Origin of the sequence: Noviherbaspirillum malthae, from assembly GCF_015352985.1 — a bacterium.
Classification (GTDB): Bacteria; Pseudomonadota; Gammaproteobacteria; order Burkholderiales; family Burkholderiaceae_D; genus Noviherbaspirillum; species Noviherbaspirillum malthae.
This window is the reverse complement of record NZ_JACYXF010000002.1, coordinates 161,959-176,634: the sequence shown is the minus strand read 5'-3', so window position 1 is coordinate 176,634 and position 14,676 is coordinate 161,959. Positions and strand designations below refer to the sequence as shown.

Below are 14,676 nucleotides of genomic sequence, written 5' to 3'. Positions count from 1 at the left end.
CATCGCGTCTTGCCTCGCCACGCACTCCGACGCAGCCCAGCGTCGCCTGGTCACGCTTCATCGCTCGACAAAGCGGCGTTCGGCAACAGCCCCTGCCGATCAGGGGCTGTTGCGTTTTCTCTTCCGACATTTGCTCGTTCTTCATTCGCCGGCCGATACTGCCAGCGCGCGAGCAACACAATCACCAGCGCCGCATACCACATCGACCACAGTGTATGCGTCATGAAGTGTGCGCCGCGCATCTGCTGCACCCAGCCGAGAATGGCACCCGGTATCATTCCCATAGCAATCCCGGCCTTGGCCAGCCTCGGACGCGCGGGAAGCCAGAACACGGCGAACGAGGCAAGCCACAATCCGCTGGACGCATGCCCAGCCGGAAAGCAATGGCCGGCCGCGATATGGGATGTCGGCAATTCAAACAGCCTCAGATAGGGCGCAGTGCCTCCATATCGCTGCAGATCCCAGGGGCAGGCATGAATCGAGGTCGATTTCAGCATGCTGATCGTGGTCGGGATGAGGACGAAAGAAGCGGCCACTACACGCAGTCCCCGCCGCATGTCGTTGTCGAGGAAGCCGGAAAGCATCATGTAGTCCGCCGCAAGCAAGGCCACCAGCGCCACGCCGAAGGCAATCAATGCGACCTTCATGGAGCCGTGCATGAACACAGCGGCAAACCAGTGCTCCTTCCATGGAAATTCATGCCTTGAGAAATCGAACATCCAGTCGGCCAGCATGATATCGACGTTCGTGTACTCGCCCAGCCAAAACAAAACCGCAGCGGCGATGCCCAGGACGAACAGGCATTGCCCGAATATTCTGTTGTTCATGACTTGTGCGGCTCACGCCGGCGGGCGATGTTCCGATGTCTTCCGGCAGGCTGCCGTCAGGTCGTAATCCGGTTCGTACACCTTCGTCGTCACCTGCAGGATGCCGAGGATGGAATGGAAGAGATAGTCATGGCTGACCGGATGCGCTGCCTGATCTTTCAGGCATTGGGTATCCAGGTTGAAGCTCGATGCGAATCCCGGCGACAGCCACATCAGCATCGGTACTTCGGTCTGCTCCTTGGGTGCGATCGCACGAGGCAGGCCGTGCAGGTAAAACCCTTTTTCTCCCAGCGATTCGCCATGGTCGGAAACATAGATCATGGCGGCGTCATGCGACCTCTGCGCCTTCAGCCGGTGTATGACCTGATCGAGGAAATGATCCGTGTATAGCAGGGCGTTGTCGTAGCTGTTGACGATCTGCTCGCGGTTGCACTTGCCCAGATCGGGGGTATCGCAGGTTGGCGTGAAACGGCGAAAGGCTTCCGGATAGCGTCTCGAATAGGCAGGGCCGTGGTTGCCGAGCTGATGCAGGACGAGCACCAGGTTGCCTTGGGCTTTTGCGATTTGTGCTTCCAGATCGTCGATGAGGATCTCGTCGAGACAGCGCTCGCCATCGCACAGCGTCGCATTGCGCTTCTGATCCATCTGCTGCAGTTCCAGTCCGTCGCAAACGCCTTTGCAGCCTGACTGGTTGTCGCGCCAGATCGTCTTGATTCCGCTGTGATCCAGCACGTGCAGCAGCGATTCATGCCGCCGGATGCTGGTTTCGTCATATTGCTTGCGGCCGAACGGCGAGAACATGCACGGCACCGATACCTCGGTATTGGTGCCGCAGGACGTGACATGCGGATAGTTGATCACGTCCAGGTTCGCCAGACTCGGCGTCGTCTGCCGCTCATAACCGTTGAGTCCCCAATTGGCCGCACGCGCGGTCTCTCCGACCACCACCACGAGCAGCGCCGGCTTGCTGCGGCCAGCCCAGGATGCGGCCAGCGCGGCATCGGTTCCGACCGGAATCCGCGCGGTGCGCACGTCTCCCGTATCGGACGCCAGAACACGCACCGATGAAACCAGGTAGTTCGCCGGAGTCATCAGATAGCGTACTTCCTTCTGGTTGCGCATTACGGACGAGAGATCCTGGAAAACAAGGACGGTGCCGGTACAGGCAGCCGCCACGCAGCCGCAAAGGAAGGAAAGCCGGACGAGCATGGCGCGCCGTCTGGGACGTTCGCGGAACTCCAGGCGCGACAGCAGGTAGGCAGGCAATGCGCCGTACAACAGGATGCTGAAAAGCAATGGCAGGGTCAGCAATTCCCTCGCTTCCTTGACATCGGTATGGAAGATGTTCCTGAGCATGCCGGCATCGAGATACACCTTGTAGTGCTGTATGTAATAGCTGGCGCATGCCGTGAGCATGAGCAATATGGCAAGCAGCGGCTTCGCGGTGCGCCGTGTTGTCAGCAGTCCAAGGATGAAGGCATGCAGGGCGGTGAGGACGATGAATGTCGCCGCGCCGAACAGCCATGTACCGGCCGAAGCCCAGCTGCGTCCGGACAGGATGGCCGACCAGAACGGGCTGTTGGCAAAAATGGAGAAGAACAAGCTGGCCGTCACAATCAGCAATTCAGTGCTGACGGGCGGGATGCGTCTCTTCGCGGCGCCTCCGACCAGCGGGTCCAGGCTATCGCGACCTGTCCCGAGGGCGCCGGCAGCGGCCTTGGATGATGTGGCATGAAGCGTCTTGAACACTGATTTCCCGTTTCCTAGCTTTGACCAAGCCAAGATAGTCGGGACGGTGTTAAGGACGCGTTAAGGATGAACCGGGAGCAACCGGAACGGAAGCAGGATCAGGCCGGCGTTGCCGTTTCAACAGGCGATGGCTGCTGGAAGGAAAGAATGAAGCGGCTGCCGCCGCTCTCGGAAGGCTCGTATCGGATGGTCCAGCCGATATGTTCGACGACGCGTTTCACGATGGACAGGCCAAGCCCGGTGCCTTCGGGCGAATCGTTGTTTCCCCGGACGAAACGCTCGAACAGCTGTGACTGCACCGTTTCGGGAAGGCCTGAGCCGTCATCTTCAATGACCAGCTGATCTGTTGCCAGTCTTGCAAGCACTGTTCCCTCGTCGGTATGCAGGCAGGCATTGCGCAGCAGGTTGCCGACGATGATGCCGACCAGTTCGGGCCGCGCCTGGATCCATACTTCCTGCGAAGTCTCGAGACGGCATTCGACCGGCTTGCCGAGCAGGAGATTGCGGCAGCGGTCCATTTCCGACAGCAGGATGGGATTCAGCGGGATCTGCGGGGCGTCCAGCAGTTCCGGTGAGCGCGACAGCAGCAGCATGGCGCTGACCCGTTCTGCCGTTTCGGCGGCGACGCGGCGGATGCGTTCGGCGACGGCGCTTTGCTGGGGGCGGTCCGCCAGCTGTGCGATCAGCACTTCCGCTGCGCCCAGCATGACGGTCAGCGGCGTGCGCAATTCGTGGCTTACATCGCCAGTGAAGAGGCGCTCGCGCATCAGGTAGCGTTGCAGATCGTCGGTGCGCTTGGCAAACGCGCGGGCCAGAATGCCGATTTCATCGTGGGCATGCAGCGACGGCAGGTCCGCGGGATTCGCGTTGCGGTTGACCGCATCGGCCAGCGCCGACACGGGAGCGACGATATGGCGTGCGGTCGTCCATCCGAGCACGAGCGCCAGCAGCAGGCTGGAGATGAATCCGGCGCCCAGTGCCGAAAAGACGACATGTTCGATATGTTCGAAATCATCCATGTCGAGCATGACAGCGTAGCGGTTGCCTTCGTCAACCCGGATCAGCGCCTGCTGCTCATGGCCTTCGAAGATCACTTCATGAATGCCCGGACTAGCCTTCTGCAGTTCTTTCGGTATTTCCTCGTTTGCAAAGAAGGTGATGCCCGGCGGCATATCGACGTTGTCCTTGGCAAGATGATGGGCGATCAGGCTTTCGGCTGATTTTTCCAGCCTGGCATCGACCACCTGGGCCTCGATGACTTCGACCGCTATATACGACACCACCGAAAAAAAACCGGCCAGCATCAAGGCCAGCAGGAAGAATGCGCGCGTGATGCGCCGCTTCAGGGAACGACCGGGATTCACCGGGAGCCTCCCAGCCGGTAACCGCTGCCGGCCACAGTGATCAGCAAGGGACTTGCGAACGGCTTGTCCATGGCCTGGCGCAATGCATGGATATGCGTGCGAAGCGCGTCGCTGTCGGGCGGATTGTCGCCCCACACCTCGCGCTCAAGCGTTTCGCGCGTCACCAGCGTGGGCGCATTGCGCATGAGCGCGGCAAGTATCTTGTAGCCGGTGGGCGTCAGCGCCAGCGGCTGCCCGGCGCGGGACGCTTGGCCGGTACTGGTGTCGAGACGCAGTTCATCGAAGGTCAGCACATAGTCGACGGTTTCCTTGCGGGAGCGGCGCACCAGCGCTTTCAGGCGGGCGTCCAGTTCCGGCAGTGAGTACGGCTTGACCAGATAGTCGTCGGCGCCGACATCGAATCCGGTCAGCTTGTCCTGTACGGTATCGCGTGCGGTCAGCATCAGGATGGGAGTGGCCAGCCGATATTCCTTGCGCAGCCGGCGGCACACTTCCAGCCCGTCGAGGCCGGGCAGCGACAGGTCGAGCACGACCACATCGTGAAAGGCATTGACGGCGCGTTCCAGTCCAGCGGTGCCCGTGCGCGCAACATCCAGCGTGTAACCGAGCGGCTCGAGAAAACCATACAGGTTGGCAATAATATCCGGGTTGTCTTCCACGATCAGGACATGCATAAGCGTTTTCGTCGATACATCGATTCTCTGATCATGTCCTCGAAACCGAAACGGGTCAAGTCTGGTGCGGGAGAGATGTCGATTTCACATGACGGCCTGAATGAAATACGGGAACGCCAGGGCGGTGTTGATGCAAGCCCACGCTCGTGGTGCGAACACATGAAGGCTGCATGGCCAGACAGCTTCAAGACCGCCTGCTTCTTGATAGCGGATATGTCAGGACAAATGCGCCATGCGTCCGATGGATGATTCGCTGCTTCGGCGATCATGCGTGCGATATTGGCTATTCGATGACCGCCGCATGACAAACAGATGACATGAAATCGTCATGTGCTTATAGGCCGAATGCATGAACGCGATCCTTCATCGACTTGAACGCATGAGGCATATCGATGAAACGCTCAATCATCTGTCGAGCAAAATGACTACATCGAAAACATCCCTTTCCGGCACCTGTCCGATGCTGCATTGGATCGATTTTTAATACTTATTTTTTGCGCACGCATGGCTACACTTTAGCAGCCTGAAGCACGGGACTTCACCGTGCATTGATCGCAAAGCTTCTTTGCATCGCCGAGTTGGACACTGATGTTTTACAGCCGGGTTGTCTCTGGACGAACCGGCTGAACATGACATCCAGTTCGGGGCATGACATGAGAACCAGGCCTGACGCGCTTCGCGCCGTCATGTCGCTGGACCATCCACCATGCAGACTGAACAGACCGAGCGCCAATGAATTTTCCGATTCAGCAGATCACGCCCCAACTTTCGAGAGAAGATGCCTTGCCATGGCGTCGCTACTGGACTCTCTTGCGGAACAATGCGCTTCTCGTTTTCAGCATCGCCTTTCTGGTCACTTCCGCGGGCATCGTCTATGCGCTGCTTGCCCAGCCGGTATATCAGTCCAACATACTAATCCAGGTTGCCGACCCTTCGCCGCTGCCAACCGGAGTACTCGGTGAGGGAGGGGTCAACCGGAAACGAGAAAACCCGAAGCCAATGCCGAAATCGGCGTGCTGAAATCCCGCCGCATCATCGCCGCGGCGGTAGACCGCACCCATGCCTACATCGAGGTCCGGCCATTTTACTTTCCCCTGATCGGTGCCGGCATTGCACGCCGCAATCCCGAGCTGTCGGAGCCGGGTCTGTTCGGCTACGGCGGCTTCGCCTGGGGCAGGGAGCGCGCCGACGTATCGCGGTTCGACGTGCCCAGAGGTTTGGAAAACACCGACTTTCGGCTGACAGCCGACGACGAGGGAGGCTATACCCTGACGCAGGAAGGCATGTCGTTCAAGGGACGCGTCGGCGTGCTGGAGCAGTGGCAGGAAGGCGGCGCCGTCATTTCACTGCAGGTGGACCGGCTGGACGGAAAACCCGGCGTGCAGTTCATCCTGCTGCGCACTTCTCGTCTGGAGACGATAGAAGACTTGCAAAACACGCTCAAGATCTCGGAGACCGGCAAGCAGTCTGGCATCATCTCGGTCGGTCTCGAAAGTTCCGATCCGGCAGAGGCGACAAGCCTGCTCAAGGAAATCGGCGCGGAATATCTTCGTCAGAATGAAGAGCGCAAGGCGCAGGATGCCGAGCGCGCGCTGGCTTCGCTCAACCGGCAGCTGCCTCAGCTCAAGCATGAGCTTGCCAGGGCGGAAAGTGAATACAACGAAGTGCGCCATGCGCTCGGCACCATCGATCTGCAGGAAGAGGCTAAGAGCATCCTGCAGCAGTCGGTGAGCTCGCAGATACGCATGTCGGAGCTTCGTCAACGCAAGGAAGACCTGCTTGTGCGCTTCCAGGAAGATGCGCCGGCGGTGGTGGCCGTCACGCAGCAGATGCAGGTCGTCGCACGCGATCTGGCCGGCGTGGAAGCACGCATCAAGCGTCTGCCGTCGGTTGAACAGGATGTGCTGAGGCTGAGCCGGGATGTGAAGGTCAATACCGCGGTCTATTCGGCCATGCTGACCACGGCGCAGCAGCTGCAGCTGATCATGGCCAGCAAGGGCGGCTTTGCGCGCTTGCTGGATGCACCCGAGCTGACGGAGCGACCCGTGAAGACCAAGCGCTTGATGATCGTTGCCGCGTCGGCAGCGGCCGGACTGCTTCTGGGCTTCCTCTGCGCATGGTTCAGAAAGGTGTACTACCGGCGTGTCGATGAGCCTGGGGAAATCGTCGAGGAGCTTGGCCTGCCGGTGAGAGCGTCCATCCCTTACAGCGCTACGCTGGCAGGCAGCGGTATGCATGAAGTCGAGAGCCGGAAAATCGGTGCGATTCCCGGCGAGCAACCGGCATACCGGAGAGCGGCTGCCGAGCTTCCCGTGCCGCATGACGATCTCGTGGACGACGCCGGCGTCGAATGCCTGCGCCGTTTCCGGTCCACGCTGCAATTCGACCTGCAGGAGGCCGGCAACAATATCGTAGCGATCATCGGGGCGACACCCGGCGTCGGCAAATTCTTCGTCTCGGCAAACCTGGCGGCGGTCATGGCGGCCAGCGGCAGGAAAGTCCTGCTGATAGACGCCGACCTGCGCACAGGCAATCTGCACCGGCGCTTCGGCCTGCATCGGCGGGCCGGGCTCTGCGATGCCGTGCAGGAGCAGTTGCCACCCGAAGAAGCCATTCATCGGAACGTACTGAAGAACCTGGATTTCATGTCGACGGGATCCTCGTCTTCAAGCCCCGCGGAAGTGTTGGCAAACGAACAGCTTGTACACCTGCTGCAGGACCTTTCGTCCCGATATGACTTGATCGTGATCGATACCGCGCCTGTACTGATGGCAGCGGATGCGCTGGCAGTGGCATTGCATGCCGGCTCTACCTTCACGGTGGTGCGTGCCGGCGTCAGTACCGTCGATGAAATCGAAGAAGCGGTCGGTCAGCTCAATGCCGCTGGCGCTTCGATTGCAGGGGTGGTGTTCAACGGGCATCACATGCACTCGAACGCATACGGCGGTTACGGCCGCCATGACAGGTACGGCAGGAGTGGGCGCCATGGACGCTATGGCCGTGACGTCGAGGCTGCACGCACGCGAAACGGCGGAGAGCTCGTAGCGGAGGGCAATTGAAGGGGAAGCGCGGCGCAGATGCCGCAAATGCTCCCTATTCCGCCAATGCCAAAGATGAGGAAGTTGCCAAAGTTGCCAGGGACGCCGGCTCGCAAAGAAGGAGTTTTCGATATGTATCAGTGCTGGTAGGCGGCACGGTCTCGGCGCAGGCCGTCACGATAATCGCAGCTCCTCTGCTGACTCGCCTGTATTCACCGCACGCATTCGGCCTGTTAGGTATTTTCATTGCGCTGCTGATGCTGCTGACGGTCGTGATGAGCCTGCGTTACGAACAGGCCATTCCCTTGCCTGAGGATGACCGAGAGGCCGGTGCATTGCTCCTCCTCAGCACGGGAATTGCGATAGTGATGGCAGCCCTGATATCGGCGCCGCTGATCTGGTTCGGCGATGAATTTGCGCGCCTGCTCAACGCCCCTGATCTGGCTGCCTTTTTTTACCTGGTCCCGCTCGGCGGGCTGCTGGCCGGCGGGTACAACATCTTGCAGTCATGGGCGGTGCGTACACGTGAATTCGGTGCGCTCGCTGCAACCCGGCTGAACCAGTCTCTCACCTGCACGGCCATCCAGGCGGGCGCATCGATGCTGGGGCCGGGAGCCCTCCTGATAGGCCAGGCGGCAGGCGGCGGCATGGGGGTGGGTTCGCTCGGCTGGCGCACGGTGCGCCCGCGGCTTGGACTGCTGGCATCGATACGTTGGCCCGACATCGCCGCAGCCGCACGCCGGTACAGGCGCTTTCCCTTGTGATCGTCCTGGGCCGCACTCTTCAACACCATCGGTTCGCAGTTGCCGCCGCTGCTGTTCGCCGCGCTGTTCGATCCGGTGGTCGCAGGCATGTACAGCCTCGCCAATCGCGTCCTGTCCATGCCCATGCTGGTGCTGGGCAAGTCGGTGGCCAATGTCTTCCTGTCTGGGGCGGCGCAGGCATGGCGGGAAGGGCGGTTCGGCATGCGGGTAGCCGAAGTTCATGGGCGTCTGGCACAGATCGGCATGCCGCCGGCGCTCACGCTCGCACTGGCCGGCCCGCAGCTGTTCGCCTGGGTGTTCGGTGCCGAGTGGCGGGATGCGGGCGTCATTGCCCAATGGCTGTCGCCATGGCTTTACCTGGTGTTCGTCACGTCGCCCTTGTCGGCCGCCTTCGACGTGCTGGGCCGCCAGGCTGCAGGGCTGAGTTTCCAGTTGCTGCTGCTGGGCGTGCGTGCATCGGCGATTGCCTTTGGTGCATGGAGGGGCGATGCGACGTTGGCCATCGTGCTGTTTGCGATGGGGAGCGGCGTCTGCTGGAGCGTGCAGCTTCTGTGGATATTGCGGGAGTCCGGGAGCTACGGCCGTGCAATCCGGATTGCGGTTGCGACGGCTCTCGGCTGGAGCCTGCTGCTGAATTCGCCGCTGATAGCCGTTTTTTTCCGGCGCGACATGGGCGCCTCATGGCCTCATGCCGTCGCTGGCGTTGCGGCGCTGGCGGCCGTGCGTTACGGAGTGTTGATCAGGAGCGCTTTACGATGAAGGATGTGATCGTACATTTTGCTGCGAGACAGTGGCAGTTTGATGCCGAACACGGCATGCATTGGCGCGGCACGGCCTTCCATCAGGGATGCATGTGCAGCCGTGCGGTACAGATCGCTCAGCTCATACCGGAACGCCATGCGAAATCCGAATACTGGCGTCGTTTGCTGAAGCGGCTCAACGGCTTTCACGCCATGGGGTGGATACACGAGAACCGGATCATTGCAGCAGTCGATCATGTGCGCAGCATTCCGCTGTTCTACGCCGAATCAACGGTCGGGACGAATTGAGCATTGCCGAAAAGGTCAGGCTGGACGTGGAATACCTTCAGCGGCCTTCGCTGGTCTTCGACCTGAAGATTCTTCTGCTGACTGCTCACAAAGTGATGCGCCGTGAAGGGGGCTCGCATTGAACCGCGCACCCGGTATCCAGCCCACTTCCTCACTCGTGTCATAACCGTTTTTTCAACAATTCCCTCCACCGGCGCACGCATTCCCGCAGGCGTCCTGATTGCCCGGCTATTGCCGCTATATGCGCGCGCTGCTGGGCGATTTCCCCGTTAAATGCGAAAATAGCGGATTGATCCGAAATTCGCGGACTTTTCCCTCATTGCATTCTGTCTCCCGGACCTGACACCTGACACCTGACAGTTGACACATGGCGAGTGCCTGCCGCAACCACGGCACCACCGCATTTTGTCAATTTGGCATGGCGCGCCTCGTCCCACCGATTTTCTGTAGGAATACATTTTGAAGTACAGTGTGAAAGAAATTTTCTATACGCTGCAGGGCGAAGGCACGCACGCCGGCCGCCCCGCGGTGTTTTGCCGTTTCTCCGGCTGCAACCTGTGGTCAGGCCGCGAAGCCGACCGCAGCGAAGCCGTCTGCAAGTTCTGCGACACCGACTTCGTCGGCACCAACGGCGAACGCGGCGGCAAGTATGATGCCGCATTGCTGTCCGCGACCATCGATTCGCTCTGGCCGAGCAACTATGCGGGCAGCAAGTTCGTCGTCTTCACCGGCGGCGAACCGCTGCTTCAGCTCGACGGGCCGCTGATCGACGCCATGCATGCACGCGGCTTCGAGATCGCGATCGAAACCAATGGCACGCTGCCAGTACCTGCAGGCGTGGACTGGATCTGCGTCAGTCCGAAGATGGGCTCGCAGCTGAAGGTCACCAAGGGCAACGAGCTCAAGGTGGTCATTCCGCAGGAAGGCCAGCCGCTGGACGAATATGCATCGCTCGACTTCGAGCATTTTTACCTGCAGCCGATGGACGGCCCCGACGCCGCCCGCAACACCCGGCTGGCCATCGAGACCTGCAAACAGAATCCGCGCTGGAAGCTGAGCATCCAGACGCACAAGCTGCTGCAAATACCATGAATACCCCAATGCTGACGATTACAAGAAAACTCGAATTCGATGCGGGCCACCGCATCCCCGATCACAAGAGCCAGTGCCGCAATCTGCACGGCCACCGCTATACGCTGGAAATCACTCTCGTCGGTGCCGTCATCGAAGAGGAGGGCAGTTCCGACAATGGCATGATCATGGACTTTTCCGACGTGAAGACGCTGGCGAAGCAGCACCTGGTCGATGTCTGGGACCATGCCTTTCTCGCCTATGAAAAGGATACCGCCGTGCTGGAATTCCTAGCCAGCCTGCCCAACCACAAGACCGTCGTGATCGACCGCATCCCCACTGTGGAGAACCTGGCGCGCACCGCTTTCGACATCCTCAAGAGCGTATTCCACGACCGCTTCGGCACCGGCCTGCGCCTGCAGAAACTGGTGCTGCACGAAACGCCCAACTGCTGGGCCGAGATCACGGCGGACTGAGGCGGCGATGGACGACGCAGTCTTCATGCAGCAGGCGATCTCCCACGCGCACAATGCCTGGGCGCTTGGAGAAGTGCCGGTCGGCGCGGTGATCGTAAAGGATGGCGAAGTGATCGCAACCGGCTTCAACCAGCCCATCGGCACGCATGACCCCACCGCGCATGCGGAAATCATGGCCCTGCGCGCCGCGGCCGGCATCCTGGGCAATTACCGCCTTCCGGGCTGCGAACTGTTCGTGACGCTGGAGCCCTGCGCCATGTGTTCGGGCGCGATGATGCATGCCAGGCTGGCAAGGGTGGTCTATGGCGCCCACGATCCCAAGACCGGCGCCTGCGGTTCCATCGTCGACTTGTTCGCGCAGGAGCGGCTCAATCATCACACCGAGGTCAAGGGCGGCGTCCTGGCGGAGGAGTGCGGAACATTGCTGCGCAGCTTCTTTGCCGAGCGCCGCCGTTCGCTGCAGCGCAAACTGGGTGTCAGTCCGCTGCCGCCAGAATTGTCCGGAAGCGACGCGCCGCTTGCCTGAGTCTCAGGCTGCACGGCCATGGCCGCTCATGTACAGTGGAAGCTTGGTGGCTTGACAGTTTGTATTGCTGCTAATGTTTCTTCCGGTTAATGGTAGTGTTTTGCTGCAGTGCGAGCAGATTTTGCCGTTGGGTAGCGCCGGAATTACATTGACCGACGTCTCGATAACGCTGTCATGCATGCTTCACTCGGGCACGGCGCTTGCTGCCATGGCGAGGGTCATGGGCTTGATGGAACAAGGCAGCACACCTGCAAATGCCGGTAGTCCGGCCGCCATGGCATCACCAAGGTTCAACAATGAAAACACTGTCGTCACTGCAAAGGGGAGGTCCCATTGCCTGTAATTGAAACCAACGGCATCCAGCTGGCCTATGATGTGCAGGGCAATCCAGAAGGCGAAACGGTCGTCCTGATATCGGGCCTCGGCCTGCAACTGATTTCCTGGTCGGAACAGTTCTGCCAGACGCTGGTGAAGCAAGGCTTTCGCGTGGTGCGATTCGACAATCGCGACAGCGGACTGTCTTCCAAGATGAATCATTTCGGCAAGGCGCATCCGCATCTTGCCATGTTCAAACCTCTGTTCCGCATGCCCATGTTCAGCACTTATACGCTGTACGACATGGCGCGCGACACGATAGGCTTGATGAATGCGCTGGAGATCAAGCAGGCGCATATCGTCGGGGCGTCGATGGGCGGCATGATTGCGCAGATCATCGCGGCGCGCTATCCCGAGCGAACGCTGACGCTGACTTCCATCATGTCGACCAGCGGACGGCCGGGGCTGCCGGGGCCAACCCTTGAGGCGAGCACTGCGATGCTGTCCACGCCGTCCAATCCGCGCGACTTCGAGAGCGTTGTCGCATACTACATCCGCCTGTTCCAGGTGCTTGGCGGGCCGGCCTATCCGACGCCGGAAGCGGTGCTGCGCCAGCGCATCATGCAGAGCGTTCGCCGCAATCCCAGCATCAGCGGCACTTCACGCCAGATGATGGCGGTAGCGTCAACTGGTGACCTGGTAGCGCAGCTGCGCACCATCCGTTCGCCTGCCCTGGTCATCCACGGTACCGACGATCCTCTGGTGCCGGTCGCCTGCGGACGCGACAGCGCGCGCTGGATTCCGCATGCAATCCTGCACGAGATCGAGGGCATGGGTCACGACATTCCGCCGCAGCTCGAAGTATCGATCGCGAACTTGATTGCAGCGCATTGCCGGCGCGAGCTGGCCACCGCGGCCAGCAGCGCCTGAGACAATCGACGGGCTGCGAGCGATCGCAGATGAACAACACACGATATCAGGGAAGCATGGGGAAAGAAGCACAGCTGTCGGGCGCGACAGTCGCCATCGTTGCGGCGAGCGGCTATGCAGCCGATCCACTGGCCGTCGGGCGGGCCACCGCGAGATTGGAAGAGCAGGGCTGCAGAGTCAGGAACTTCTACGACGCCGGGGCGAAGTTCCAGCGTTTCGGAGGCACCGACGAAGCGCGCATCACGCAATTGCACCAGGCCGCGGTGGATCCCGACATCGACATCGTGTTCGCGCTGCGCGGCGGCTATGGATTGTCCCGCCTGCTGCCCAGACTCGATCTCGGCGCCTTGTCGGCAAGCGGCAAGCTGTTCGTCGGCCACAGCGACTTCACTGCGCTGCAGATGGCCATGCTCGCCCATGACGGCACCATCAGTTTTGCCGGTCCGATGATCTGCGATGATTTTTCACGGGAAGATCCGAGCGACTACACCCTCGGCAATTTCTGGCAATGCGTGTCTTCGTCATCGCATGCGATTGCGCTGGCACCCGCCGAAGATGCCGAACAGCCCGAGGTGGATGTCGCCGGCATCCTATGGGGCGGCAATCTCACCATGCTGACGCATCTCGTGGGCACGCCTTATCTGCCGCATATCAAGGGCGGCATCCTGTTCATCGAAGATGTGAATGAACATCCCTACCGGGTCGAGCGCATGCTGCTGCAGCTGGCGCATGCCGGCCTGCTGGACCAGAAAGCCATCGTGCTCGGCGATTTTTCCGCCTACCGGCTGTTCGACTACGATAATGGCTACGATTTCGATGCGATGCTTGCCTACCTGCGCAGCACACTGCATCTGCCTATCCTCGCAGGACTGCCGTTCGGTCACATCCGCGACAAGGCCACGCTTGCCGTCGGCAGCCATGCGCGGCTTCAGTCAGACGGCCGGCACGCCGTGCTGACGATGAGCGGCTATCCCAATCTGACTGCGCACCGCTCAGCCGACGCTTGACCCGCTTACCAGGAACTTGGCGCGCAGCGCCAGGCTGTCGCCATGCCCCAGGATCGCCAGACCGGGCTGGTCAGGCATGTGGAAGGCATCGATCGGATGGGTGATTGGTTCGAAGCAGAAATAATCGAAACCGGGCGGCCGGTACATCAGGCTGTAGCCGTTGCAGTCGGGCATGACCATGGTGAGAGTCAGTGCGCGGTCCGGATATTCGATGACCGCCTTGCCGTTCCAGCCGCTGAAGCAGTTGTCGATCATCGGGCCTTCCAGCGGCGCCGGGGTGTTGTAGTCCCAGCTTTCGGGAAAGTTGGTCGTATGCTCGACCGGGATGGGATCGTCGCCGGATAGCCAGACGCCTTCGGCCTTGGCCATGAAGCGGGTCTGTGCATTGCGCATGAAATACGGATGCAGGCCGAGTCCATAGGGCAGCGTGCCCTGGCCGAGGTGGGTGACCGTCAGGTCGATCTGCAAACCGTCAGGCAGCAAGAGGAAGGTCTGGGTGCTGCGGTAGTGGTAAGGGTTGGCATCGAACTTGTCCGATTCGAGCATGAGCTTGATCCTGTCATCCGTCCGCTCGCTCACCTGCCAGGCCTGCAGCCAGCCGTCGCCGTGTATCGGATAACTCTCGCCCGTGCGGTTCAGGCGTATCGGATGGAAGATGCCTTCATGCTCGAAGCCGCCGCCGGTGATCCGGTTCGACCACGGCACCAGTGGAAAACAGGACAGCGTATAGCGGTCTTCGGAGTGGCCGTTCCAGGGGCGAAACAGCGGAGACCATTGTGCGCCCAGCTTCCAGTCCCAGGCGATCACGCTACCGCCGTATTCGGGGGCCAGCTTGAGTCGTTGTCGGTCGGATTCCAGCGTCAGGGTGTCGGTTTTCATGGCAGCA

General features: G+C 60.6%; 15 protein-coding genes and 1 pseudogene. 11 read left to right on the top strand and 5 right to left on the bottom strand.

What is annotated here, in order from left to right:
* Positions 1-50: 50 nt before the first annotated feature.
* The 4 genes from IGW03_RS04625 to IGW03_RS04610 form a co-directional block, all read right to left on the bottom strand.
* Complete coding sequence (locus IGW03_RS04625; RefSeq protein ID WP_194721357.1) at positions 51-827, bottom strand: phosphatase PAP2 family protein; 777 nt, start codon at positions 825-827, stop codon at positions 51-53.
* 12 nt (positions 828-839) lie between these two features.
* A complete protein-coding gene (locus tag IGW03_RS04620; protein ID WP_323744925.1) occupies positions 840-2,576 on the bottom strand; it encodes a phosphoethanolamine transferase in 1,737 nt (578 codons plus the stop codon).
* 98 nt (positions 2,577-2,674) lie between these two features.
* On the bottom strand, positions 2,675-3,940 hold the full coding sequence (locus tag IGW03_RS04615; RefSeq protein WP_194721356.1) for an ATP-binding protein: 1,266 nt from the start codon (positions 3,938-3,940) through the stop codon (positions 2,675-2,677).
* The gene (locus IGW03_RS04610; protein WP_194721355.1) at positions 3,937-4,614 is read right to left on the bottom strand and encodes a response regulator transcription factor; all 678 of its coding nucleotides are present in this window, start codon (positions 4,612-4,614) and stop codon (positions 3,937-3,939) included. The genes IGW03_RS04615 and IGW03_RS04610 overlap by 4 nt, the downstream gene beginning before the upstream one ends.
* Between IGW03_RS04610 and IGW03_RS04605 the strand changes: the two genes are divergently transcribed.
* The 11 genes and pseudogenes from IGW03_RS04605 (at position 4,609) to ldcA (ending at position 13,790) form a co-directional block, all read left to right on the top strand.
* Positions 4,609-4,863, top strand: a complete 255-nt coding sequence (locus tag IGW03_RS04605) for a hypothetical protein (protein ID WP_194721354.1) — start codon at positions 4,609-4,611, stop codon at positions 4,861-4,863. The genes IGW03_RS04610 and IGW03_RS04605 overlap by 6 nt on opposite strands.
* 483 nt (positions 4,864-5,346) lie before the next feature.
* A complete protein-coding gene (locus IGW03_RS04600) occupies positions 5,347-5,634 on the top strand; it encodes a Wzz/FepE/Etk N-terminal domain-containing protein (protein WP_194721353.1) in 288 nt (95 codons plus the stop codon).
* Positions 5,628-7,673, top strand: a complete 2,046-nt coding sequence (locus IGW03_RS04595) for a polysaccharide biosynthesis tyrosine autokinase (protein WP_194721352.1) — start codon at positions 5,628-5,630, stop codon at positions 7,671-7,673. Before IGW03_RS04600 ends, IGW03_RS04595 begins: the two co-directional genes overlap by 7 nt.
* A gap of 119 nt (positions 7,674-7,792) precedes the next feature.
* Positions 7,793-9,175 (top strand): annotated as a pseudogene (locus tag IGW03_RS37910) (lipopolysaccharide biosynthesis protein).
* Positions 9,172-9,465: a hypothetical protein gene (locus IGW03_RS37905; RefSeq protein WP_228535144.1), complete on the top strand. Its 294-nt coding sequence runs from the start codon at positions 9,172-9,174 to the stop codon at positions 9,463-9,465. The pseudogene IGW03_RS37910 and the gene IGW03_RS37905 overlap by 4 nt, the downstream one beginning before the upstream one ends.
* On the top strand, positions 9,375-9,587 hold the full coding sequence (locus tag IGW03_RS37900) for a sugar transferase (RefSeq protein ID WP_323744933.1): 213 nt from the start codon (positions 9,375-9,377) through the stop codon (positions 9,585-9,587). Before IGW03_RS37905 ends, IGW03_RS37900 begins: the two co-directional genes overlap by 91 nt.
* A gap of 337 nt (positions 9,588-9,924) precedes the next feature.
* Positions 9,925-10,557 (top strand): 7-carboxy-7-deazaguanine synthase, encoded by a 633-nt coding sequence (queE, locus tag IGW03_RS04575; protein WP_194721348.1) that lies wholly within the window; start codon positions 9,925-9,927, stop codon positions 10,555-10,557.
* A gap of 8 nt (positions 10,558-10,565) precedes the next feature.
* Positions 10,566-11,012, top strand: coding sequence for a 6-carboxytetrahydropterin synthase QueD (gene queD, locus IGW03_RS04570; protein ID WP_194721677.1), 447 nt, complete (start codon positions 10,566-10,568; stop codon positions 11,010-11,012).
* A gap of 7 nt (positions 11,013-11,019) precedes the next feature.
* On the top strand, positions 11,020-11,538 hold the full coding sequence (gene tadA, locus IGW03_RS04565; RefSeq protein WP_194721347.1) for a tRNA adenosine(34) deaminase TadA: 519 nt from the start codon (positions 11,020-11,022) through the stop codon (positions 11,536-11,538).
* Between the two features lie 333 nt (positions 11,539-11,871).
* Positions 11,872-12,783: an alpha/beta fold hydrolase gene (locus tag IGW03_RS04560; RefSeq protein ID WP_194721346.1), complete on the top strand. Its 912-nt coding sequence runs from the start codon at positions 11,872-11,874 to the stop codon at positions 12,781-12,783.
* A gap of 56 nt (positions 12,784-12,839) precedes the next feature.
* Positions 12,840-13,790, top strand: coding sequence for a muramoyltetrapeptide carboxypeptidase (gene ldcA, locus IGW03_RS04555; protein WP_194721345.1), 951 nt, complete (start codon positions 12,840-12,842; stop codon positions 13,788-13,790).
* On the opposite strand, the gene IGW03_RS04550 is transcribed toward ldcA, so the two are convergent.
* Positions 13,776-14,669, bottom strand: coding sequence for an aldose 1-epimerase (locus tag IGW03_RS04550; protein ID WP_194721344.1), 894 nt, complete (start codon positions 14,667-14,669; stop codon positions 13,776-13,778). The two genes, ldcA and IGW03_RS04550, sit on opposite strands and share 15 nt — an antisense overlap.
* Between the last annotated feature and the right edge of the window lie 7 nt (positions 14,670-14,676).